General features: G+C 71.7%; 21 protein-coding genes, 1 tRNA gene and 4 pseudogenes. 19 read left to right on the top strand and 7 right to left on the bottom strand.

Translation table 11 applies throughout. The features are described from left to right. The coding region (locus tag H0X00_RS08120; RefSeq protein WP_293768871.1) for an MFS transporter at window positions 1-609 on the bottom strand (609 nt) is incomplete at its 3' end. Continuing rightward, the gene (locus H0X00_RS08115) at window positions 606-1,223 is read right to left on the bottom strand and encodes a helix-turn-helix domain-containing protein (protein WP_293768870.1); all 618 of its coding nucleotides are present in this window, start codon (window positions 1,221-1,223) and stop codon (window positions 606-608) included. The genes H0X00_RS08120 and H0X00_RS08115, both read right to left, overlap by 4 nt. Window positions 1,224-1,309: 86 nt before the next feature. On the opposite strand from H0X00_RS08115, the gene cysS reads away from it, so the two are divergent. The 9 genes from cysS (at window position 1,310) to H0X00_RS08070 (ending at window position 11,799) form a co-directional block, all read left to right on the top strand. Then, window positions 1,310-2,707, top strand: coding sequence for a cysteine--tRNA ligase (cysS, locus tag H0X00_RS08110; RefSeq protein WP_293768869.1), 1,398 nt, complete (start codon window positions 1,310-1,312; stop codon window positions 2,705-2,707). An 89-nt stretch (window positions 2,708-2,796) separates the two neighbouring features. Further along, window positions 2,797-3,801, top strand: a complete 1,005-nt coding sequence (rlmB, locus tag H0X00_RS08105; protein WP_293768867.1) for a 23S rRNA (guanosine(2251)-2'-O)-methyltransferase RlmB — start codon at window positions 2,797-2,799, stop codon at window positions 3,799-3,801. 206 nt (window positions 3,802-4,007) lie between these two features. Beyond that, window positions 4,008-4,442: a CBS domain-containing protein gene (locus tag H0X00_RS08100; protein WP_293768865.1), complete on the top strand. Its 435-nt coding sequence runs from the start codon at window positions 4,008-4,010 to the stop codon at window positions 4,440-4,442. A gap of 97 nt (window positions 4,443-4,539) precedes the next feature. Further along, a tRNA-Thr gene (locus H0X00_RS08095) sits at window positions 4,540-4,612 on the top strand. Between the two features lie 630 nt (window positions 4,613-5,242). Continuing rightward, a complete protein-coding gene (locus H0X00_RS08090) occupies window positions 5,243-7,078 on the top strand; it encodes a glycoside hydrolase family 15 protein (protein ID WP_293768863.1) in 1,836 nt (611 codons plus the stop codon). Next, window positions 7,075-8,439: a mycothione reductase gene (locus H0X00_RS08085; RefSeq protein WP_293768861.1), complete on the top strand. Its 1,365-nt coding sequence runs from the start codon at window positions 7,075-7,077 to the stop codon at window positions 8,437-8,439. Before H0X00_RS08090 ends, H0X00_RS08085 begins: the two co-directional genes overlap by 4 nt. Further along, entirely contained in the window at window positions 8,439-9,458 is a 1,020-nt protein-coding gene (gene gnd, locus H0X00_RS08080) for a phosphogluconate dehydrogenase (NAD(+)-dependent, decarboxylating) (RefSeq protein WP_293768859.1), read from the top strand. Before H0X00_RS08085 ends, gnd begins: the two co-directional genes overlap by 1 nt. Beyond that, on the top strand, window positions 9,455-10,855 hold the full coding sequence (gene zwf / locus H0X00_RS08075; protein ID WP_293768857.1) for a glucose-6-phosphate dehydrogenase: 1,401 nt from the start codon (window positions 9,455-9,457) through the stop codon (window positions 10,853-10,855). Before gnd ends, zwf begins: the two co-directional genes overlap by 4 nt. Next, the gene (locus H0X00_RS08070) at window positions 10,852-11,799 is read left to right on the top strand and encodes an ROK family protein (RefSeq protein WP_293768855.1); all 948 of its coding nucleotides are present in this window, start codon (window positions 10,852-10,854) and stop codon (window positions 11,797-11,799) included. The genes zwf and H0X00_RS08070 overlap by 4 nt, the downstream gene beginning before the upstream one ends. A 58-nt stretch (window positions 11,800-11,857) precedes the next feature. On the opposite strand, the gene H0X00_RS08065 is transcribed toward H0X00_RS08070, so the two are convergent. The 3 genes from H0X00_RS08065 to H0X00_RS08055 all read right to left on the bottom strand — a co-directional run bounded on the left by H0X00_RS08065 (window position 11,858) and on the right by H0X00_RS08055 (window position 13,557). Further along, entirely contained in the window at window positions 11,858-12,436 is a 579-nt protein-coding gene (locus H0X00_RS08065) for a plasmid pRiA4b ORF-3 family protein (RefSeq protein WP_293768853.1), read from the bottom strand. 71 nt (window positions 12,437-12,507) lie between these two features. Beyond that, on the bottom strand, window positions 12,508-13,047 hold the full coding sequence (locus H0X00_RS08060) for a DinB family protein (RefSeq protein WP_293768851.1): 540 nt from the start codon (window positions 13,045-13,047) through the stop codon (window positions 12,508-12,510). 9 nt (window positions 13,048-13,056) lie between these two features. After that, the gene (locus tag H0X00_RS08055; RefSeq protein WP_293768849.1) at window positions 13,057-13,557 is read right to left on the bottom strand and encodes a hypothetical protein; all 501 of its coding nucleotides are present in this window, start codon (window positions 13,555-13,557) and stop codon (window positions 13,057-13,059) included. A 100-nt stretch (window positions 13,558-13,657) separates the two neighbouring features. On the opposite strand from H0X00_RS08055, the gene H0X00_RS08050 reads away from it, so the two are divergent. The 6 genes and pseudogenes from H0X00_RS08050 (at window position 13,658) to H0X00_RS08035 (ending at window position 16,206) form a co-directional block, all read left to right on the top strand. Beyond that, on the top strand, window positions 13,658-13,828 hold the full coding sequence (locus H0X00_RS08050; RefSeq protein WP_293768847.1) for a hypothetical protein: 171 nt from the start codon (window positions 13,658-13,660) through the stop codon (window positions 13,826-13,828). Further along, a pseudogene (locus H0X00_RS08045) lies at window positions 13,759-14,802 on the top strand (aldehyde dehydrogenase family protein); the annotation flags it as partial. The gene H0X00_RS08050 and the pseudogene H0X00_RS08045, both read left to right, overlap by 70 nt. Beyond that, window positions 14,789-15,262 (top strand): annotated as a pseudogene (locus H0X00_RS23750) (Na+/H+ antiporter NhaA); the annotation flags it as partial. The pseudogenes H0X00_RS08045 and H0X00_RS23750, both read left to right, overlap by 14 nt. Window positions 15,263-15,348: 86 nt before the next feature. Further along, a pseudogene (locus tag H0X00_RS23745) lies at window positions 15,349-15,450 on the top strand (hypothetical protein); the annotation flags it as partial. Window positions 15,451-15,539: 89 nt separating this feature from the next. Next, window positions 15,540-16,022 carry a thioredoxin domain-containing protein gene (locus H0X00_RS08040; RefSeq protein WP_293768845.1) on the top strand — a complete coding sequence of 161 codons (483 nt, stop codon included), beginning with the start codon at window positions 15,540-15,542 and terminating at the stop codon, window positions 16,020-16,022. Between the two features lie 28 nt (window positions 16,023-16,050). Further along, window positions 16,051-16,206, top strand: a complete 156-nt coding sequence (locus tag H0X00_RS08035) for a thioredoxin domain-containing protein (protein ID WP_293768843.1) — start codon at window positions 16,051-16,053, stop codon at window positions 16,204-16,206. Here H0X00_RS08035 and H0X00_RS08030 read toward each other — a convergent pair. Further along, window positions 16,194-16,850, bottom strand: a complete 657-nt coding sequence (locus tag H0X00_RS08030; protein WP_293768841.1) for an N-acetyltransferase — start codon at window positions 16,848-16,850, stop codon at window positions 16,194-16,196. The two genes, H0X00_RS08035 and H0X00_RS08030, sit on opposite strands and share 13 nt — an antisense overlap. Before the next feature lie 84 nt (window positions 16,851-16,934). On the opposite strand from H0X00_RS08030, the pseudogene H0X00_RS08025 reads away from it, so the two are divergent. Further along, window positions 16,935-17,180: pseudogene (locus H0X00_RS08025) on the top strand (DUF4396 domain-containing protein); the annotation flags it as partial. On the opposite strand, the gene H0X00_RS08020 reads toward H0X00_RS08025, so the two are convergent. Continuing rightward, window positions 17,065-18,048 (bottom strand): patatin-like phospholipase family protein, encoded by a 984-nt coding sequence (locus H0X00_RS08020; RefSeq protein ID WP_293768837.1) that lies wholly within the window; start codon window positions 18,046-18,048, stop codon window positions 17,065-17,067. The pseudogene H0X00_RS08025 and the gene H0X00_RS08020 sit on opposite strands and share 116 nt — an antisense overlap. Before the next feature lie 186 nt (window positions 18,049-18,234). On the opposite strand from H0X00_RS08020, the gene H0X00_RS08015 reads away from it, so the two are divergent. The 3 genes from H0X00_RS08015 to H0X00_RS08005 all read left to right on the top strand — a co-directional run. Continuing rightward, on the top strand, window positions 18,235-19,359 hold the full coding sequence (locus tag H0X00_RS08015; protein ID WP_293768835.1) for a glycosyltransferase family 1 protein: 1,125 nt from the start codon (window positions 18,235-18,237) through the stop codon (window positions 19,357-19,359). Continuing rightward, window positions 19,359-20,507 (top strand): glycosyltransferase, encoded by a 1,149-nt coding sequence (locus H0X00_RS08010; protein WP_293768833.1) that lies wholly within the window; start codon window positions 19,359-19,361, stop codon window positions 20,505-20,507. The genes H0X00_RS08015 and H0X00_RS08010 overlap by 1 nt, the downstream gene beginning before the upstream one ends. After that, on the top strand, window positions 20,504-21,110 hold a 607-nt coding region (locus H0X00_RS08005), incomplete at its 3' end, for a GDSL-type esterase/lipase family protein (RefSeq protein WP_293768831.1). The genes H0X00_RS08010 and H0X00_RS08005, both read left to right, overlap by 4 nt.

Genomic DNA, 21,110 nt, shown 5'->3' with positions numbered 1-21,110 from the left:
CGCCCCACCGACGGGTGCCCGGTCCTCCTCCAGCAGGCGCCACAGGATCGCGAGGTCGCACACGCGCAGCGCGATCGCGACCAGCACCGGAAGCGCCAGCACCGGCCAGGAACCCGGGGCCGGCACGAGCGCGAGCACGCCTCCGACCAGCGCGCCGGCGGCGAGGGCGGCGGAGATCGCCACGCTCTCGGCCGCCAGGCCCGATTCGATGTCGGCGTCGGGATCGGCGGCCTGCGCGGCATCGACGTACCAGGACTCCAGAGCCCCGGAGTCCAGGGCGCGGAAGACGCCCTCGATCGTCCAGGCCACCGCGAAGAGCGCGACCGACTCCGAGAACGCCGTGATCGACATCGAGGCCAAACTGAGCAGGCCCGCGGTGAGCAGCACCGGGCGGCGGCCGATGGTGTCGGCAAGTCCGCCGGTGGGCAGCTCGAGCAGGACGACCACTGCGCTGGAGAGCCCGGAGAGCAGGCCGATGGTGGCCAGGGACAGGCCGCGCTCCTGCAGCAGGACGAAGAGCACGGGGATCAGCAGCCCGACCGGGAACCAGCGGGTGGCGGAGAGCAGCAGGAAGCGGCGGCGCACCTGGCGCACGTCGGCGAGGGTCATTGCGGGGCGTTCACCCAGGGGTGCACGTGCAGGATCACCGCGACGTTGGTGGGCTCGCCCTCGGCCGGGATGTCGTTGCCGGGGCTGGTGAGTTCGGCGAGGGCTCGGTGCCGCAGAACGACCTGGTCGAGCTCGCGGGTCAGTGCCCGGGTCTGCTCCGCCGTGAGCACGAGCCGGTAGTCCGACAGGTCCGAGGCCTTGACCCACTCGCGCGGCCACTCCTGGGCGGCGTCGAGCCAGGCCTGGGTCTTGGCGGTGTTCATCCGCAGGTGGTCCCCGATCAGCCAGGTCGCGGCCGCCCGGTCGTCCGGGTCGTCGAGGAACCGGTCCTGCGACCAACTCGTGAAGTCGTGCGCGGCCTTCCACCAGCGGTCCCGGGCATCCCCGGCGTCGCTGGCCTCCAGGACCAGCCCGACCTCGGCGAGCTTGCGCAGGTGGTAGCTGGTGGTCCCGCTGTTGGTGCCGAGCCGGCTCGCGAGCTGGGTCGCGGTGGCCGGGCCGTCCACCCGGAGCCGACCGAGCAGCCGGCTGCGCAGCGGATGCGCGAGAACCCGGATCGAGCGGGAGTCGAGCCAGATGGCGGTGGGTCGCGGGACCGGGGTTTCGTCGCTCATCGCTCCACCGTAGATCGCAGAATAGTTCTGCACAAGAATTCTGCAGAGATCTTCTGCAATCGCTCCACGCCGATAGGCTGGGGCCCGTGACGCTGCGTTTATACGACACCGCGACCCGTTCCACCAGGGATTTCGTGCCCGCCGAACCCGGCCGGGCCTCGATCTACCTGTGTGGCGCGACGGTTCAGGCGCCCCCGCACATCGGGCACATCCGCTCCGGCGTCAACTTCGACATCCTGCGGCGCTGGCTGGAGCACACCGGCTCGACCGTCACCTTCGTCCGTAACGTCACCGACATCGACGACAAGATCCTGCGCAAGGGTGAGGAACTGGGCGTCCCGTGGTGGCAGGTCGCCCAGACGAATGAGAACGCCTTCGGCTGGGCCTACGACGTGCTCGGCTGCCTGCGTCCGACGATCGAGCCGCGGGCCACGGGGCACGTCCCGGAGATGATCGTGCTGATGCGCGAGCTCATCGAGCGCGGGCACGCCTACGCCGACGGCGGCGACGTCTACTTCTCCGTGGGCTCGTTCGGCGCGTACGGCGCCCTGTCCGGGCAGAAGCCGGACGCGATGCTGGCCGCCGGCGACACCGACGTCGAGACCCACAAGCGCGATGCCCGCGACTTCGCGCTGTGGAAGTCCGCCAAGCCCGGCGAGCCGTCCTGGGAGACCCCGTGGGGCCCGGGTCGGCCCGGTTGGCACCTGGAGTGCTCGGCGATGGCCGGCAAGTACCTCGGCGACCGCTTCGACATCCATGGCGGCGGCCTGGACCTGGTCTTCCCGCACCACGAGAACGAGATCGCCCAGTCCAAGGCCGCCGGGGGAGACTTCGCCGCCTACTGGCTGCACAACGGCTGGGTGACGATGTCCGGGGAGAAGATGAGCAAGTCGCTCGGCAATTCCCTGCTGGTCTCCGAGGTGGTCAAGCGGGTCCGTCCGGTCGAGCTCCGTTTCTTCCTGGCCGCACCGCACTACCGCTCGATGGTCGAATACTCCGAGGAGTCGCTGACCGAGGCGGGCACCGCCTACCAGCGGATCGAGACCTTCGTCCGCAACGCCACTGACCTGGTCGGTGATGTGACGCCGGGTCAGGTTCCGGCCGCCTTTACTGAGGCGATGGACGACGACCTCGGCACCCCGCAGGCCCTGGCCGCGATCTACCACGCGGTTCGCGAAGGCAACACCGCGATGGCGGCGGGGGACAAGGACACCGTCACCGCGCGGCTGACCGAGGCCCGAGCGATGCTCGGCGTGCTCGGGCTGGACCCGGTGGCCTGGGCCGACGGCAACTCCGGCGGCGACCTGCACGGCGTCGTCGACGGCCTCGTCGCGCTGGCGCTGGAGCAGCGCGCCGCGGCCCGGGAACGCAAGGACTACGCGGCCGCGGACGCGATCCGCGACCGGTTGCGCACGACCGGGGTCGTCATCGAGGACACCCCGAACGGACCGCGCTGGACGGTCGACCCCGGCTCCGCGGGATGACGTCCCGCACGGGCGCACATCAGCCCGCAGGCAAGCTGACCAGCGCCCGCAGCGGCTGACACTTCACGGCAAAACGACAGGATGAGTTGATGGCAGGCAACAGCAGCCGCAAGGGCGCGATGCGCAACCCCGGCAGCAAGAAGGGGGCCGTGGTCGGCAGCGGCGGCCAGAAGTCGCGCACGCTGACCCGCGGCAAGGGCCCGACGCCGAAGGCCACCGAGCGGACCGGGCACCCGGCCGCCCGCAAGGTTGCGGCGCAAAACCGTCGTGCCGAGGCTGCGCGCAAGGAAGCCACCCCGCCCGGGCGCCCGGCCACCGGCCAGGCCCGCGGCGGGCGTCGTCCGGCGAAGGGGCCCAAGGAGGCTCAAGAACTCGTGGTCGGCCGTAACTCCGTGCTTGAGGCGCTCGAGGCCTCGATCCCCGGCACCGCGCTCTACGTCGCCGAGCGGATCGACTCCGACGACCGGGTCAAGGCGTGCCTCAAGCTCGCCGTGGGCGCGGGCATCCCGCTGCTGGAGATCACCCGCGCCGAGCTCGACCGGATCAGCGACCGGGCCTACCACCAGGGCGTCGCCCTGCAGGTGCCGCCGTACGAGTACGCCCACGCTGATGACCTGCTCGCCCGGGCCGGCACGGCCGCGCCGCTGATCGTCGCGCTCGATGGCGTCACCGACCCGCGCAACCTCGGCGCGGTGCTCCGCTCGGCCGAGGCGTTCGGTGCTCACGGCCTGCTGGTGCCCGAGCGCCGCGCGGCCGGCATGACGGCAGGAGCGTGGAAGGCCGCCGCCGGTGCAGCTGCGCGGCTACCGGTGGCGCGGGCGACGAACCTCAACCGTGTGCTGGTCGCGTACCAGAAGGCCGGGCTGATGATTGTCACCCTCGACGGCGAGGGCGACGTTGCGATCGGCGACCTGGAGCTGGCCACCGACCCGCTGTGCCTGGTGATCGGTTCGGAGGGCAAGGGCGTCTCGCGCCTGGTGTCGGAGAACGCCGACGTCCGGGTGCGGATCCCCATGGCGGGCAAAACCGAGTCCCTCAACGCGGGCGTCGCCGCCGGGATCGCGCTCTACGAGATCAACCGCCGCCGCGCCTGACGCGCAACGCCCTTTGCTCCGCGCATCCATGCGCGCACCGGCATCCATGAGCGCCGTCCGGCGGCGTCTCGCCGGGTTTCGCGCATCCATGCGCGGAGCGAAGGGTGGCCTCGTGAACTATTTCCCGAGCTCGGGGGCATTTCCGGCAGGCCCCGTTCGGCCTACTCTGCGTTTACCGGTACGGCCGGGTGAGCAGGGAGGACGTCATGCGGATCTCCGATGTGCTGAGGACCAAGGGCACCGAAGTCTTCACGGTGCAGCCCGACACGACCGTGCGCGACTTCCTCGCCGTGATGGTCGAACGCCGGATCGGCGCGTGCGTGCTGTCCTCGGACGGGACCACGGTCGTCGGCATCGTCTCCGAGCGCGACATCGCTCGCGCGTTGCACGAGCGCGGCGCGAACATCCTCGCCGAGCCGGTCTCCGCGATCGCCACCACCGACGTGCTGACCTCCTCACCGGAGCAGAGCCTCGACGAGCTGACCCGGATGATGACCGAACGCCGCGTGCGCCACATCCCGGTGCTGATCGACGGGCAACTGGCCGGCCTGGTCAGCATCGGTGACGTGGTCAAGCACCGGATGGACGAGCTGGAGTCCGAGCGCGAGCATCTGGTGAACTACATCTCCTCGGCCGGCTGAGCCGCCTGCGCGCAAGCGCGCCAACCAGCCGTCATCCGGCGCTCGCCTGCGTATTACCGGGAAGACCTCCGACTCACCGGTAACCTTGAGCGTTCCCGCCGACGTGGCGCAATTGGTAGCGCACTCGACTTGTAATCGAGCGGTTCCCGGTTCAAGTCCGGGCGTCGGCTCATATTTCCGCACGTCAGCGGCGTGCGGTTGCCGGTGACGGCTTCGCTTCACGTCCCGATGTCACGCCGATGTCACACCCATCGATCCGAACACGCGATCGAGAGTTGCAGCGGCGTTGTTCAGGGCGCCGTCCTGGGAGTGGACCTAGGTGCGCATCGTGAAGGCGGCCGAGGCGAGTCCGAGCCAGGCCGCGATGGCCGCGCTTGGCGTGCTGCCGTCCGTCCTGTGCAGCGAGTCGCTGATCGCCTGAACGACGCCGGTCACGACGCCCAGTCGGCCATCTCGGCGCGAGGCCCTCAGGGCTGGCGTGCCGTCAGCGAGCGATGTACGGACCGGTACCTGCCCAGGACGACCTCGTCGTCCTTCTGACGGATCGTCAGCCGTTGCGAGAGAACTCGAGGCAGCTACGCTCAACAGCCTACCGCCACAACGAGTTGCCCGGGTCGGCGGACTACCGAATGGGCGCGAGGTGGATGATCGCCGCCTCGAGGCGGGGGACATTACCGGGCGGTGACGTCCGCGGTCAGATCCGCGATTCAGCCTCCCGGGCGGGTAGACACAACGCGTAGATACAACACGCCAGGGCGCACGGGCAGCTCCGCGCCTGCACCGAAAAGAGAGGTTCACCGGTGAGCAACGTCGCCATCGGCGAGCACGCGCTTCTCTCCGACTGCGGCGCGGCGGCCCTGGTGACGTCGGCCGGTTCGGTGGACTGGCTGTGCCTACCGCGTTACGACAGCCCGGCGGTTTTCGGCCGGCTCCTCGATGACGCCGCCGGGCATTTCCTGATCGCCCCGGCCGACGGGGGCTTCGCCGTCACCCGCCGTTACCGGACGCCCAGCCTCGTCCTGGAGACAATCTGGTCCGGTCCCGCCGGCGAGCTGGTGGTCACCGACGCGTTGGCGCTGGGGCGCCGCGAACGCGGGCACGACCTCGGCCTCTCAGCCCCGGGCGTGCTAATCCGGCGGGTCCGGTGTACCCGGGGCACGGTCGCGGTGCGGGTCGAGTTCGTCCCGCGGCCCGAGTTCGGGCTGGTGCACCCCCGGCTCAGCGCCGGAGCAGGCACGGTGCTCGCCCACGGCGGGGCCACCGTCTTGGTGTTGAGCACGCCCGTGGGCCTCGAGCTCGATGCCGCGCGGGCATGCACCACCGCACGCCTGTCCGCGGGGCAGAGCTGGGACTTCGCGCTCCAGCAGGCCGACGCGTGGGGTGTGTTGCCGAAGCGTCGCAGCCCACGGCGCATCCGTCGGTTGCTGCGCGGGACCGAGGAGTCCTGGCGCAGCTGGTCGGCGCTGCATCAGAAGTACGAGGGTCCGCTGCGCGACCTCGTGCACCACAGCGGCGTCGTCCTGCGCGGGCTCACCTACGCGCGCAGTGGCGCCCTGATCGCCGCGCCCACCACGAGCCTGCCCGAAGGAATCGGCAGCGGCCGAACCTGGGACTACCGCTACACCTGGGTGCGCGACGCCTCGATGACCATGCAGGGTCTCTTCATCGCCGCCTGCCCGGACGAGGGTGGGCGGTTCTTCGACTTCCTCGCCCGCGCGGCTGCCACCCAGCTCGACCGCGGCCGGGACCTGCAGATCATGTACGGCATCGGTGGCGAGCGCGATCTGACGGAGCGTGAGCTCGGGCACCTGTCCGGCTGGCGGGACTGCGGACCGGTGCGGGTGGGCAACGGGGCGTGGTCGCAACGCCAGCTCGACGTGTACGGCTCCCTGCTCGACGCCGCGCACACGTTGCGCTCCCGGTTGGGGACCCTCGACGCCGGCACCCGCGCGTTCCTGGTCGCTGCTGTCGACGCCGCGGCGGATCGCTGGGCGGAGGATGACCAGGGGATCTGGGAGATCCGGGGCCCGGCACGGCCGTACCTGCACAGCAAGCTGATGTGCTGGGTCGCGCTGGACCGCGGGCTGGACATGCTCGACCTGCTCGGCGCCGGCGACCGCGCGGAGAAATGGGCCGCGGCCCGCGCCGAGCTGCGGGAGTCCATCCTCACCGACGGCTGGAACGCCGCGGCCGGTGCCTTCACCCAGTACTACGGATCGGCGGATTTGGACGCCTCGGCGCTGCTGCTGCCCATCGTCGGGTTCCTGTCGCCGGACGACCCGCGGGTGCGTTCGACGGTGGATGCGGTGGAGGCAGCCCTGGCCGATGAGCGCGGGCTGCTCTATCGGTACCGCAGCGGCGACGGGTTCGACACCGCCGAGGGCACCTTCCTGCTCTGCACCTTCTGGCTGGCCCATGCCCTTGCCCTCACCGGCCAGCTCGACCGCTCCCGCGAGACGCTGCTGCGGGCCGCGGGATATGCCACCGAACTGGGCCTGCTCGCCAAGCAGGTCGACCCGGGGACGGGTGAGCTGCTGGGCAACTTTCCCCAGGCCTTCAGCCACCTGGGCCTGGTCACCGCCGCGCACGCCCTGGCCGAGGCCGAACGTGCACTCATACCCGGAGCAACGCCGTGAAGACCTACGACCTGATCGTGCTCGGCGCGGGCAGCGGCAACGGGCTGTTCGGCCCCGAACTGGCGCACCTGCGGACCGCGATCGTCGAGCCGGACCGCTTCGGAGGGACCTGCCTGAACCGCGGCTGCATCCCGTCGAAGATGTTCGTGGTGGCGGCCGACGCGGCCCGCGGGGTGGGTGAGGCCCGCCGCCTCGGGGTGCACGCCACATTGGACCGAGTGGACTGGCCGGCGATCCGCTCGCGAGTGTTCGGGCGCATCGACCCGCTGCATCAGCAGGGGATCGACTTCCGGCGCTCCCGCGGGATCGACGTCTACACCGACCCGGCGCGCTTCGTCGGCCCGCGCACCATCGACGTCGGCGGCACGCAACTGATGGCCGATCAGATCGTCGTCGCGGTGGGCGCTCGGCCCGTGGTCCCGACGGTCGCCGGTCTGGACTCGGTGGCGTTCCACACCTCGGACACCATCATGCGCATCGAGGACCTACCGCGCTCGATGGTCATCATCGGCGGCGGGTTCATCGCGGCCGAGATGGGTCACGTCTTCGCCGCGTTCGGCGTCGACGTGACGATCGTCGCCAAGGGCCCCCGGCTGCTGATGGCCGAGGACGAGGCGATCTCGGCCCGCTTCACCGAACTGGCCCGCACCCGGTTCCGCATGCTGCTCGACGCCGACGCGACCGAGGTCCGGGCGCACGGTGCGGGGGTGCGGGTCACCGCGGTCCGGGAGGGCATCGCCCACCAGGTCGACGCGGAGCTGCTCCTCGTCGCGACCGGCCGCCGCCCCAACACCGACCTGATCGACCCGGCCGCCGGCGGGGTGGAACTCGACGAGCACGGGCACGTGATCACCGATCACGCCTACCGCACGACGGCTCCAGGTGTCTGGGCGCTCGGTGACGCTGCCAACCACTTCCAGCTCAAGCACATGGCCAACGCCGAGCAGCGCATCGTGGCCCACAACCTGGTCCACCCGGCGCGGCTTCGTCAGCTCCCGGCCCGCAGCATCGTCCCGCACGCGGTGTTCTCCGACCCGCAGATCGCCGCGGTCGGCTTGACCGAGGGGCAGGCGATCGAGGGGGACGTCCCGCACGTGATCGCCTGCCGCGACTACGCCGAGACCGCCTACGGCTGGGCGTTGGAGGACACCACCAGCTTCGTCAAGCTCGTCGTGGACCCGGGCGCCCGCACGCTGCTGGGTGCGCACATCATCGGCCCGCAGGCGGCCCTGCTGATCCAGCCGCTCCTGCAGGCGATGATGCTCGGCCAGAGGGTCGATCAGCTCGCGCACGACGTGCTCTACATCCACCCGGCGCTCTCTGAGGTGCTCGAGCAGGCCCTGCTCGAGGTGAAGAGCTGATGCAACTCGGGATGGTCGGCCTGGGCCGGATGGGCGCGGCCCTGGTGCGGCGGCTGATCGGCGACGGCCACGAGTGCGTGGTCTTCGACCGCAATACCGAGACGGTCGCCGCGCTGGTGAAGGCCGGCGCAACCGGCGCGGACTCATTGGCCGACCTGGCGGCCCGACTCGCGGCCCCGCGGGCGATCTGGCTGATGGTCCCGGCCGAGCTCACCGGCGCCGTGGTCGACGAGATGGTCGCCCACCTCGACGCGGACGACATCATCATCGACGGCGGCAACAGCTACTACCGCGACGACATCGACCGGGCGGAGCACCTGCGCGAGTCCGGGATCCACCACGTCGATGTCGGGACCAGCGGCGGGGTGTTCGGCCTCGAGCGCGGGTTCTGCCTGATGATCGGCGGCGAGGCTGACGTGGTGTCACATCTGGACCCGATCTTCGCCTCGATCGCGCCCGGCGTGGAGGCCGCACCGCGCACGCCTGGGCGTCGCGGGCGCCCGTCGAAGGCCGAGCACGGCTACCTGCACTGCGGTTCGCACGGGGCCGGGCACTTCGTCAAGATGGTGCACAACGGCGTGGAGTACGGCCTGATGGCGGCCTACGCCGAGGGGATCAACATCCTCGCGCACGCCGGGCTCGGGTCGGCGCAGGCGCAGGCCGGCGACGCGGAGACCGCACCGCTGCGCGACCCGCGCTACTACCAGTTCGACCTCGACGTCACCGACATCGCCCAGGTGTGGCGCCGGGGTAGCGTGATCTCCTCCTGGCTGCTGGACCTCACCGCGGCGGCCCTCACCGCGGAGCCCGAACTGGACAGCTGCAGCGGCCGGGTCTCGGACTCCGGGGAGGGCCGCTGGACCGCCGCCGCCGCCGTCGAGCTCGGCGTCCCCGCGACGGTGCTCTCGGCTGCGCTGTTCGACCGGTTCACCAGCCAGCACAACGCCGACTTCGGCGACCGGCTGCTCTCCGCGCTGCGCAAGCAGTTCGGCGGGCACGACGAGAAGCTCCCGTCGTGACAGTGGACATGACGCAGCGCTGCGATGCGCTGGTCCTGTTCGGCATCGGGGGGGATCTCGCCGCGAAGAAGCTGTTCCCGTCGCTGTACAACCTGGCCTGCCGCGGGCTGTTGCCGCGCGTCGTCGGGGTCGGCGCCGACGACTGGGACCGGGACGGACTGCTCAAGCACGCCCGCACGGCACTCGAGTCCGCCGGCGTCGAGGTGCATCCCAAGACCTTTGATCTGCTGGCCGGGCTGTTGACCTATGTGGCCGGAGATTTCACCGAGGCGGACACCTTCACTCGCGTCCGTGAGGAACTCGACGGCTGCCAGCGCGTTGCCTGTCATCTCGCCATCCCGCCGGCCCTGTTCGGCGCCGTCGTTGAAGGCATCGGCGCGGCCGGACTCCACACCGGCGGCCGGATCATCCTGGAGAAGCCCTTCGGCCACGACCTGGCCTCGGCCCGCGAGCTCCGCGCCACCCTGCACCAGCACTACCCGGAGGAGGCGATCTTCCGGATCGACCACTTCCTCGGCAAGGCCGCGGTGCAGAACCTGCTGGTGTTCCGGTTCGCGAACACCGTCCTGGATCCGGTGTGGAACCGGCATCACGTCGATCATGTGCAGATCACCATGGCCGAGGACTTCGGGGTCGAGGGCCGGGGCCGGTTCTACGACCGGGTCGGCACCTTGCGCGACGTCGTGCAGAACCACCTGCTCCAGATCGTGGCGCTGCTCGCGATGGAGCCACCCATCTCCGCCGACCCCGAGCACCTGCGCGACGAGATCGTCCGGGTCCTGGCCGCGATCCGGCCGCTGGGCCCTGACGACCTGGTGCGTGGCCAGTACCACGGCTACTGCGAGGTCGACGGCGTCGAGGCCGGCTCCGACACCGAGACCTTCGTCGCGCTGAAGCTGGCGATCGACTCGTGGCGGTGGGCCGGGGTTCCGTTCTTCGTGCGGGCAGGCAAGGCGATGGCCGCCTCGGTCACCGAGGCCCTCGTCGTCTTCAAGTCCCCACCGCGGCCTCTGTTCACCGGCTCGGACCGCGAGCCCGAGCCGAACCAGGTCCGCTTCCGGGTCAAGCCGGTCACCCCGATCACGCTGAGCCTGCAGGTGAAGCAGCCCGGCGACGAGCTGATCAGTTGCCCGGTCCAGCTCAAACGTGACGACGGCGCGGACGCCGACACCGGAAGCCACGAGGCCTACGAACGGCTCCTCGACGACGCGCTGCGCGGGGACCCCCTGCTGTTCGCCCGTCAGGACGCCGTCGAGGCCGCCTGGCGCGTCGTGGCACCCGCCCTGACGGACCAACCTCCCGTCGAGGGCTACCCCGTCGGTTCGTGGGGCCCGCCCGCGGCCGATGCCCTCGCCCCGGACAGCGGCTGGCGTCCGCCCGGGGAGCCAGCACCATGAGTCCGGCGCTCGTTGTCGGTGTGGACGTCGGCGGCACGAACATCGAGGCCGGGCTCGTCCGCCCGGATCACCAGGTGCTCGGACGGCGCAAGGCCGCGACGCCGGCCGGAGGACCCGATGCCGTCCTGGACACGATCGAGATGCTGGTGGGCACGCTCGGTGGCGACCCGGTCGCGGTCGGGGTGGGCGTCCCGGGCGTGGTGCACGGCGGGGAGGTACTGACGGTGCCGAACCTGCCGGGCTGGATCCGCCCGATCGACCTGGCGACCGAGCTCACCAAGCGCCTCGACCTGCCGGTGGCGTTGGGCAATGACGCGAACGTGGGCCTGCTCGGGGAGTGGGTAGCGGGTTCGGCCGCCGGCGCCGAGAACGTCCTCGGGGTCTGGCTGGGCACCGGCGTCGGCGGGGGCCTGATCCTGGGCGGGCAGCCGTTCACCGGGGTGCACGGCGCCGCCGGGGAGATCGGTCACGTCCTCATCCGCGCCGACGGTGCGCTGTGTCACTGCGGCCGGCGCGGTTGCGTCGAGGCCTACGCGGGTCGGCGCGCGATGGAACACACCGTCGGCGTGATGGTCGGCGCCGGCTGCGTGACGTCACTGCACGAGATCCGCGACCGCTACGGCAAGGCGAGGCTGACCTCGAAGGTGTGGGCGCGAGCACTCGCGCAGGACGACCCACTCGCGGTCGAGGTCTTCGCCGCCGCGGTCGAGGCCATCGGGATCGGCGTGGCCAACGCGGTTGTGCTGACCGACGTCGACACGGTCGTGGTGGGCGGCGGGCTGGCCGAGAAGCTCGGTCAGGGTCTCGCCGACCGGATCGCCACGGCCGCCCAGCCCTGGCTGCTGGCGCGGCACGCCCGGTTGCGTTTCATCGCCGCCGCCCTCGGTGACGACTCCGGCGTGGTCGGCGCGGCCGCACTGGCACGCAGGTCCGGGAGCTGTTAGACGGAGGGCGCGTGAGGTTCAAGTCCGGGCGTCGGCCGAGGGCTGCGGGCGGCGGTGCTCAGGCGCTGTTGATCCAGGCGAGTTCTTCCAGGCGCTTGTCGGCGATCGCGAGGTCGAAGGAGCCTGGGTCGAAGCCCTCGGCCCACGCGGTGAGCTCTTCGTGACCCGGGTGGTCGGGGTCGCGGAGGGCGGCGAGGAATTCGCCGTAGCCGTGCGGGCCGCCGACATCTTCGGGTGGGCACGGCCGTGCGCCGGCGAGGCAACGCGGGTACCGGCCGCCCGGCTCCGGCGCGAGGACGGCCTCGACGATGAGCGTGTGGGACCAACCGTCGCCGAAGTCGTAGAGGTAGGACAGGTCGCTGTTCTGGCCGGCAACCAGGCCCAGGGTCGCGGTGGTGGAGTCGAGGACCTCCTCGTCGTTGTCCTCATCGGGCGGGGCGAAGCGCTGGGCGTCGATCTCGAACTCGTGCAGGTGGCTGTCCGTCCATCCCATCGCCTGCTGGATGACGTCGTGCAGACCGTTCAACGTCATCGCGTCAGGAACGAGGACGCGGCGCCAGACGTGCGGGCGAACCTCACCCAGCTCGATCTTGATCTGGAGGATCCGCGTGCTCGCGGTGATCAGGCCCGGTGCCATGGCCGGATTCTTCCAGCGTTCAGCGTGAGTCGCACGATCACAGCGCGTCGACAGTGGGGAGCAATCGGGGCCTACTCCCCGGTCTCGCCGTCGATCGACTCGCGGATCAGGTCGGCCTGGCCGTTGTGCCGGGCGTACTCCTCGACCATGTGCGTGAGGACCCAGCGCAGCGACACCTGGCCGCTCCCACCCCACGCCGGGTGCGTCCGGCCGAGGGCGTCGGCCTCCTGCAGGGCGCTCGCCACGACCGCGCGGGACGCCTCGACCCGCGCCTCCCATAGCGCGCGCAACGCCTCGCCGGTCTCGGTCGCGGCCAGGTGCCAGTCCCAGTCCGGGTCGGCCTTCCAGTCCACCGAGGCCCAGGGCTCGGGGTCGGGCGCTTCGGCGACGACAGTGCTGAACCAGTAGTCCTCGACGTAGGCCAAATGGCTGAGCATCCCGCCGAGGGTCAGCGGGGACGGCGCCAGCGTGAGACGCAGTTGCTCGTCGCTCAGCCCGCGGCACCGCCAGGCCAGCGTCGCGCGCTGGTAGTCCAGGAAGCCTTGCAGCGTCGCCGCCTCGTCGCCGCTGTGCGGTGGCTCCGGGCGGCCGTGCTTGTCGGTGTCGGTCACGCCGCGACGCTAGCCCGCGGAGGCGATGCGCCCGGGCGGTGGAGGCGGGACCGCGTCGGGATGGAAGGCCCACGCGAGGGCTTCGATGCCGTCCACCAGACCGGGCCCGGCCTGCACCACGTAGGTGGCCGAGTCGATCGCGCGCAGTGGGACGCCCGCCAGTCGGTCCGCGACCGCCGCCGCCCCGGCGGCCTTCGCCACCGCTTCGATGTCGAAGAAGACGTCGGACAGGCAGCGCGGATCGAGGGAGAGCACCGCCGCATCGGTGCCGATCGCGCGGCCCGCGTCCTCGACCGTCCCGGCGGGCAGCGCACACACGCGGCACAGGTCCTGAGTGAGGACAAGGTCCGGCTTCAGCGCCGCCAATGCGGTCCGGTCGAGCTCGTACATCGGCACCCCGGCCGCGGCCCGCTCGCGCACCCAGGCATTGATCTGCGCCGGCGCCAGGCCGGTCGGGATCGCGGTGAGGCTAGAGGGCCAGTAAAGTACTACATTATATTGACGTAGCATCAAGATAACGTAGAATATTGGCCTCGGCCTCCGTCCTGAGTCGCGCGCTGCGGCGCGGGGCAGGATGGGCAGGTCATCCTGAGCGGAAGGAACGGTCGACATGGGCGCACTGCTGGAGAGCTACGCAGCGGGTCACTGGTACCGGGCCTCCGACGGCGGTGACCCGCTGCTCGACGCGGTCACCGGCGAGGAGGTCGCGCGCAGCTCGCCCCGGCGTTCCTGGCCGGGCTGCCGACCATCGTCAAGCCGGGCAGCCAGACCGCGTACCTGACCGAGGCCGTGGTCCGGAAGATCATCGACAGCGGGATCTTGCCCGAGGGCTCGCTGCAGTTGCTCTGCGGCCGCGCGGGCGGGCTGCTCGATGTCCTCGGCGAGCAGGACTCCGTCGCCTTCACCGGCTCCGCGCACACCGCCGGCGTGCTGCGCAGCAGCCCGGCCGTGCAGCATCGCGGGGTCCGCCTGCAGGTCGAGGCCGACTCGCTGAACTGTTCGATCCTCGGCCCCGACGTCGCGCCGGGCGCCGCCGAGTTCGACCTGTTCGTCAAGGGCGTCGTCACCGAGATGACCGTCAAGGCCGGCCAGAAGTGCACCGCGATCCGGCGCTGCATCGTGCCCGCCGCCAGCGCCGACGCCGTGGCCGAGGCGATCGCCGCCAAGCTCGCCGGCATCACCGTCGGCAACCCGGCCGACGAGAGCGTCCGGATGGGCGCGCTGGCCAGCCTCGGCCAGCGCGACGAGGTCCGCAAGGCGGTCGAAGCCCTGCGCAGCTCCGCCGACATCGTGTTCGGCGACCCGGACTCCGTCGAGGTCGTCGGGGCCGACGCCGAGCGCGGCGCGTTCCTCTCGCCCGTCCTGCTCAAGGCCCGCGCCGGCGCCGTCGAGCCGCACGACGTCGAGCCGTTCGGCCCGGTCAGCACCGTGCTCAGCTACGACTCCGTCGAGGACGCGATCGCCCTGGCCGCCCGCGGCAAGGGCAGCCTGGCGGGCTCGCTGATCACCGCCGACGCCGCGGTGGCCCGTCAGGTCGTGCGTGGGCTGGCCCCGTGGCACGGCCGGATTCTGGTCCTGGACGCCGTCGCCGCTCCGGACAGCACCGGGCACGGCACCCCGCTGCCGACCCTGGTGCACGGCGGCCCCGGCCGCGCCGGTGGCGGCGAGGAGCTCGGCGGCCTCCGCGGCGTCCTGCACCACATGCAGCGCTCCGCGATCCAGGGCTCGCCCGCCATGCTGGATGCGATTACCGGGGGCTGAGCATTCCCGTCTGAGCGGGGCGCCGGGAACAGGATCGGGCGGGACGGCATTGTTAGGCCGTGGGGAACACCTCGACGTCTGCCAGCTCGGCGGGCCGGGCCCTGGTGGCCCAGCTCGCAGCCCGATCCGCCGATACCTCGACACCGAGTCCGGCAGTGCGGGGCTGTTGCTCGCCGCAACGCTCGCCGCGCTGTTCTGGGGCCAACTCGCCCTGGCCGGACAGCTACGAGCGGTTCTGGCACACCGAGCTCTCGGTCACCCTCGACACCCACACCCTGAATCTGGACCTGAAGCACTGGTGGTCTCCACCGACACCGCGTTCCTCCTCGGGGTGCTCGCGCTGGTCGGCCCGGGCTGTCCGGTACAGCTGCGACTGTTCCTGCTCACGCTGGCCGTCGCCGACGACGTCGGAGCGCGGAGCATCATCGCGCTGGCCTACACCGACAGCCTGGACGTCGTCGCGCTCGGCCTGGCCGCCGTCGGGCTCGCGCTGATGATGGGTCTGCGGACCTGGAGGTCTGGCGCAGGCCGGGCTACTTCGTGCTCGCCGTCGGGGTCTGGGTCGGCGCCTTCGCCGCCGTCCGCTTGCGCCTGGGCGAACTCGCCCCCGGGCTCGGACCGCTCACCATCGCCGGCGATGCGGCTCTGTCCGGCATCGGGTTCACGATCTCGCTGTTCATCGTCGACCTCGCGCTGGAGGATCCCCGCTTGCCGACGAGGCGCGGATCGGCGTGCTCAACGGTTCGGTGCTCGCGGCCCTGCTCGGGTGGGTGCTGTTCCGGGTCGCGGACGCGCGCCAAGGAGACATGCCGACCCGACCGACCCGGCTGTATCCCTCTGTCGAACCGTCGTACGACCACATCCGCGGGCCGATCGACGCCCCGATGACCCTGGTCGAGTACGGCGACTTCGAGTGCCCGTTCTGCAGCACCGCGACCGGCGCCGTGCACGACCTGACCGACCGCCTCGGCGACCAGCTGCGCTACGTCTTCCGGCACATGCCGCTCGACGTGCACCCGCACTCCCCGCTAGCGGCCGAGGCGGCCGAGGCGGCGGGGGAGCAGGGCGCGTTCTGGGAGATGCACGACCGGCTGTTCGGGCACCAGGACCAGCTGACCATCAAGGAGCTGATCGCCCACGCCAACGCGATCGGTCTCGACGTCGAGCGCGCACCGAGGCGAGAGGACCGGTGCCGGGTCCGGCTTCGCCCGTGAGCTGGTCGAGGGCAAGCACACCATCCGGGTGCAGAAGCACGCCGCCTCCGCCGAGGCGAGCGGGGTGCAGGGGACGCCGACCTTCTTCGTCAACGGCGTCCGGCACGTCGGTCCGTTCGACGCCGAGACGTTGAGCGCCCGCTTGTTGGAAACCCGGGCCGTGACGGAGCGTCAGGGCACGTAGAGCTGGATCGACCCGACCGGCACCATCCCGGCCCGCAACAACGCCCGCATGCTGGCGGCGTTGCCGGGGGCGCACGCGGACACCACCAACTCATCCGCCGGGACCGCCGCGAGGGCGGCGCGGACCAGCGCGGTGCCGCCGCCCGCGCCGCGACGGGACAGGTCGAGTTCGAAGCTCAGCTCGGGCAGGCCGGCGATCCCGCGGGCCAGCACCGTGACCGAAGCGTCGCTGAGATCGGCGCGACCCAACACCTGAAGGTCCTCGCGCAGCCGGGCGGCGAAGCCGACGCGGGGATGCCCGGCCAGGTCGGCCCGGGGCACCAGGGCCCCTCCGGTGCCGCGCGGCTCGGTGCCCGCCGTGCCGACCCCGACCAGCAGTCCGTCCAGGCTGTCGATCCACCCGCCGCCGGCCAGCGCCGCGATCACGGCCGGATGGTGCGCCCCGCCGGATCCGTCCACGCCGAGCTTCGCCAGCGCCGCGTCGGTGACCCGCTCGCCGACGGCGAGGACTGCGTGCCCGGTGAAGGCGACGACCGCCTCGACGCCCGGCCGCCAGGGCGGGACCCGGCGCCACCCGCCGTCCGGCGCCGGGAACTCACCCGAGGCCGCGGCCCGGATCAGGTGCGCGAGCGGGTGGTCGGTCATGGCGGGAGCCTAGGGTCGGAAATACCCGGAGGGGGTAGTCCGTTGGCGATAGCCATGACTACCCACGTCGAACACACCGAAGCGACCATCTCGATCACCGTGATGGAGATCGTGGACAACGCCGTCGTCCTGGTCGTTCCGGGTGCCATGGACGCCGGGCTGGCCTCGCTGCTGTTCTGGAGCTCGCTGGCCCTCGCCCTCGCTGTCGCATCGCTCAGGGCAGGTGACGTCGCGCCGGTGCTTCGGCCGGCGCTGACGTCAGCCCGCCGCGGGTCAGCCAGGCCGCGGTGGCGGCGCGGCCGGCGTCCATCAGGTCTCCGGTGCGGCTGAAGTCGCGGGGCCCGGTCGGCATCGTCCGCAGATGCCCGGCCGACCAGGCGTCGGCCAGGTGCGGCAGGACGCGGACCCGCGGGTCACCCAACGCGTCGCGCACCGCGGCCCGGTTGGCGACGGCGCGGGCGACGGTGAAGGAACGCAGGACGACGTCGAGGACGCGGGCCGAGGCTCGTTCCACCGGCGCGGTGTAGGGCAGCTCCGGATGGATCGGCAGGCCGCAGCCGCTCTGGGGGTCGGGACCGGCCGCGCACCGGCCGGGCAGCCCGGTCACCGGCGCCAGGCCCGCATCCAGCACCAGGACCACGTCGTCGGGACCTGCGCCATCGAGCGCGGCCTGCACCGGTACGCCGCACACCACGCCGCCGTCGACGTGCTGATGGCCGTCGGCGAGTCGGACCGGGGAGAGCAGGCCGGGCAGCGAGCAACTGGCGATCAGGATGTCGGCCAGCGGGCCCGAGGTGTGGTGCACGGCCTCGCCGCAGTCCAGGCACGTCGTCGTGACGGTCAGCGGGACGGCCAGCTCAGAGAGGTCGTGCGCCTCCAGGGACCGGTTCAGCAGGTCGCGCAGGGGACGCTGGTCCAACAGGGCGTCGCCGCGGCGCAGCACGGCCGGGGCGCCGCGGAAGCGGTCCAGCAGCGAGGGGGAGAGCACGGCTCGCGTGGCCTCAGCCTGCCAGAAGTGGATCAGCGCCCGGGCCCGCTCGGGCGAGGGATTCGCCCCGAAATAGGCCGCATTGAGGGCCCCGACGCTGCACCCCACCAGGCTTGCGGGAGTCACGCCGGCCTCGGCCAGGGTCTGCAACGCGCCGGCCTGGTAGGCGCCGATGGCCCCACCGCCGCCGAGCACGAATACGTAACCCACTGCGGCGCCCCACTTCGCGGAATGAACCCGCGAGCACGTGCGGGTGAACACAATTCTGCCTGGCGATGGACATTCGTGCCAGATCTTGACGCAGGTCACGTCCGTACCTGCGGTTCGCGCCGAGTTCACAGGACGCAGGGTCTGCGGACGGCATCTGATCACCTGTCACGAACGATCCTTGAGCACGTGAGAATCGCAGTGGTTACCGAGTCGTTCCTGCCCCAGGTCAACGGCGTGACCAACAGTGTTCTCCGGGTGTGCGACCACCTTGGCGCCCGCGGCCACGAGGTCATCGTCTACGCCCCTGGCGGTCCCGGCTGCGACGAGACGCCCGACCACTACGGGTCGGCGCAGATCGTCCGGGGACCGTCCGTGGGCCTCCCGCGCTACCGCGACTTCCGGGTCGGCCTTCCGGCCCCCGCACTCGGTCGCATGTTGCGCGATTGGCGTCCCGACATCGTTCACCTAGCCTCCCCCGCCGCGGTCGGAGCGCACGGCGCCTTCCTGGCGCAGAAGATGCGCATCCCGGCTGTGGCCGTTTACCAGACGGACCTGGCCGGCTTCGCGTCCCGCTATGGGCTGAGCTCGGCCGACAAAGTCCTGTGGCGCTGGCTGCGCCGCATCCATGCCACCGTCGGGCGCACGCTGGCCCCGAGCCGGCACGCGGTCGCCGAGCTCGAACGACGCGGGGTGAAACGCGTTGCGCGCTGGGCGCGCGGCGTCGACCTCGAGCGCTTCCGCCCGGACCGCCGCGACGACGAACTGCGCCAACGCCTCGCTCCCGAGGGTGAGCTGATCGTCGGCTACGTCGGCCGGCTCGCGCACGAGAAGCAGGTCGACCTGCTCACCGGCCTCGACCGAACCCCGGGCATCCGCCTGGTGATGGTGGGCGACGGCCCGCAACGGGCTTCGCTGCAACGGAAAATGCCCAACGCCCGCTTCCTCGGTTTTCAGTCCGGTACCCGGCTGGCCGAGGTTTTCGCTTCTCTGGACGTGTTCGTGCACACCGGCGCGCACGAGACCTTCTGCCAGGCCGCCCAGGAAGCACTGGCCAGTGGGCTTCCGGTGGTCGCGCCACGGGCCGGTGGACTGCTCGACCTGGTCGAGGAGGGCCGCAACGGCCTGCTGTTCACCCCTGGTGAGGCGAGGGACCTCCACCTGAAGGTCCGTCAGCTCGGTACGGACAGGCAGCAGGTACTGGACTTCGCGGCCGCCGCCCGCCCGTCGGTCCAGGGCCGGACCTGGTCGGTGATCGGCGATGAACTGCTCGGACACTACGAGCACGTGGCCTCCGGAAAGGAAGCAGCCTGATGAGTAGTCAGATCGTGCAGTGCGCGAACTTCGTCACCCCGCGTTCGGGTGGGCTCCGCACCGCGATGCGGCACCTCGCCGAGGGTTACGCCGCGGCCGGTCACCGCGTCGTGCAGATCGTGCCCGACCGCTACGACGGCACCGAGTTCACCCACTGGGGCCGCATCGAGTACGTCCGCGCCCCGTCGTTGCCGGGCTCGGGCTACCGGGTGATCGCGCAGCCCGGCCGGGTGGTGCACCTCCTCGAGCGGCTGCGCCCCGACCGGGTCGAGGTGCACGACCGCTTGACCTTGCGCGGTCTGGGCGGCTGGGCGCAGAGCGAAGGCATCCCGTCGTTGGTGATCAGTCACGAGCGTCTGGACCGCCTCGTCGGGCGCTGGCTGCCCGCGGGCGCCCCGTTGCGCCGGGTGGTGGACGGCTCCAACCGGGCCTTGGCCGAGGGTTTCGACACCGTGGTCTGCACGACCGACTGGGCCGCGCAGGAGTTCCGTCGCCTCGGCACGCCCAACCTGGTGCAGGTCCCGCTCGGGGTCGACCTGACCGGCTTCCATCCCTCCAACTACGACGAGGACCTGCGCGCGCGGCTCACCCCGCGCGGGGAGGCGCTGATCGTCACTGCGGTCCGGCTCTCGCCGGAGAAGGCCCCGATGCGGGTCGTCGATACCGTCCGCGAACTGATCCGGCGGGGCCGGCGGGTGCGCGCGGTGATCGCCGGTGACGGGCCGCTGCGATCCAAACTGGAGAAGGCCGCGACCGGACTGCCCATCACCTTCCTGGGCTTCGTCACCGACCGCGCCGAACTCGCCCGACTGCTGGCCACCGCGGACGTGGTGGTCGCGCCCGGTCCGATCGAGACCTTCGGGCTGGCCGCGCTGGAGGCGCTGGCCTCCGGTACCCCGGTGGTCGTGGACTCCGCCAGCGCGCTGCCCGAGGTGATCGGCTCGGCCGGCTTCGCGGTTCCCGGGGAACCGGAATCCTTCGCGGGGGCGGTTGAGACGCTGTTGGAAGTGTCCCGGGAACGGGCCAAGAACGCCGCGCGGGACCGGGCCGAGTGCTTCCCCTGGTCCGCAACCGCCGAAGGCTTCCTCGCGGCCCACGGCCTGAGTCCGGAACGGGCCGCGCCGCAGCGGGTGGGTGTCCGATCATGACCGCGTCGGCGCCGGTCTTCGTCTCCCTCGGCGACAGCTTCGTCAGCGGGGAGGGGGTTGGTCTGCGCACGGCTCCGAACCGGACCTGGGCCGGCCTGGTGGCCGAGTCCGCCGGGGCCAGGTTCGTGGCGCTGGCCCGCGGCGGTGCCCCCGCCGGTGTCGCCCTGCGCGACCAGGTCCCGATGGCGCTGGCCCTCGACCCCGACGTGGTCTGCGTCTGCATCGGGCTCAACGATCTGTTCCGCTCCGGTGGCGCCGGTGGTGACACCACCGCCGGGGTGGTCTCCTTGCTGCATCGGCTGCGCGACGCGGAGATCGTCGTGGCGGCCGGCCGGTTGCACGACCCGACCCGGCTGGTGCGGTTCCCGGCCCGGTTGGAGCGGGTGGTCCGCGCCCACGTGCAGACCATCAACGCCGCCCTCGACGAGCTCGCCGCCGACCCCGGCGTCGTGCTCGTGGACATGTCGGTGCTGGTCGATCGCCCGGAGTGCTGGGCGGTGGACCGGGTGCATCCCTCGGATTACGGGCACCGGGTGCTTGCCGCCGAGGCCGCCCGCCGGCTCGCGCTGCCGCACGTGAAGGTCGGCGCGGCGCCGCCGGCGC

Source organism: Sporichthya sp., from assembly GCF_013815995.1.
In the GTDB taxonomy this organism is placed as follows: domain Bacteria; phylum Actinomycetota; class Actinomycetes; order Sporichthyales; family Sporichthyaceae; genus Sporichthya.
This window is presented reverse-complemented; position numbering and strand designations above follow the sequence as displayed.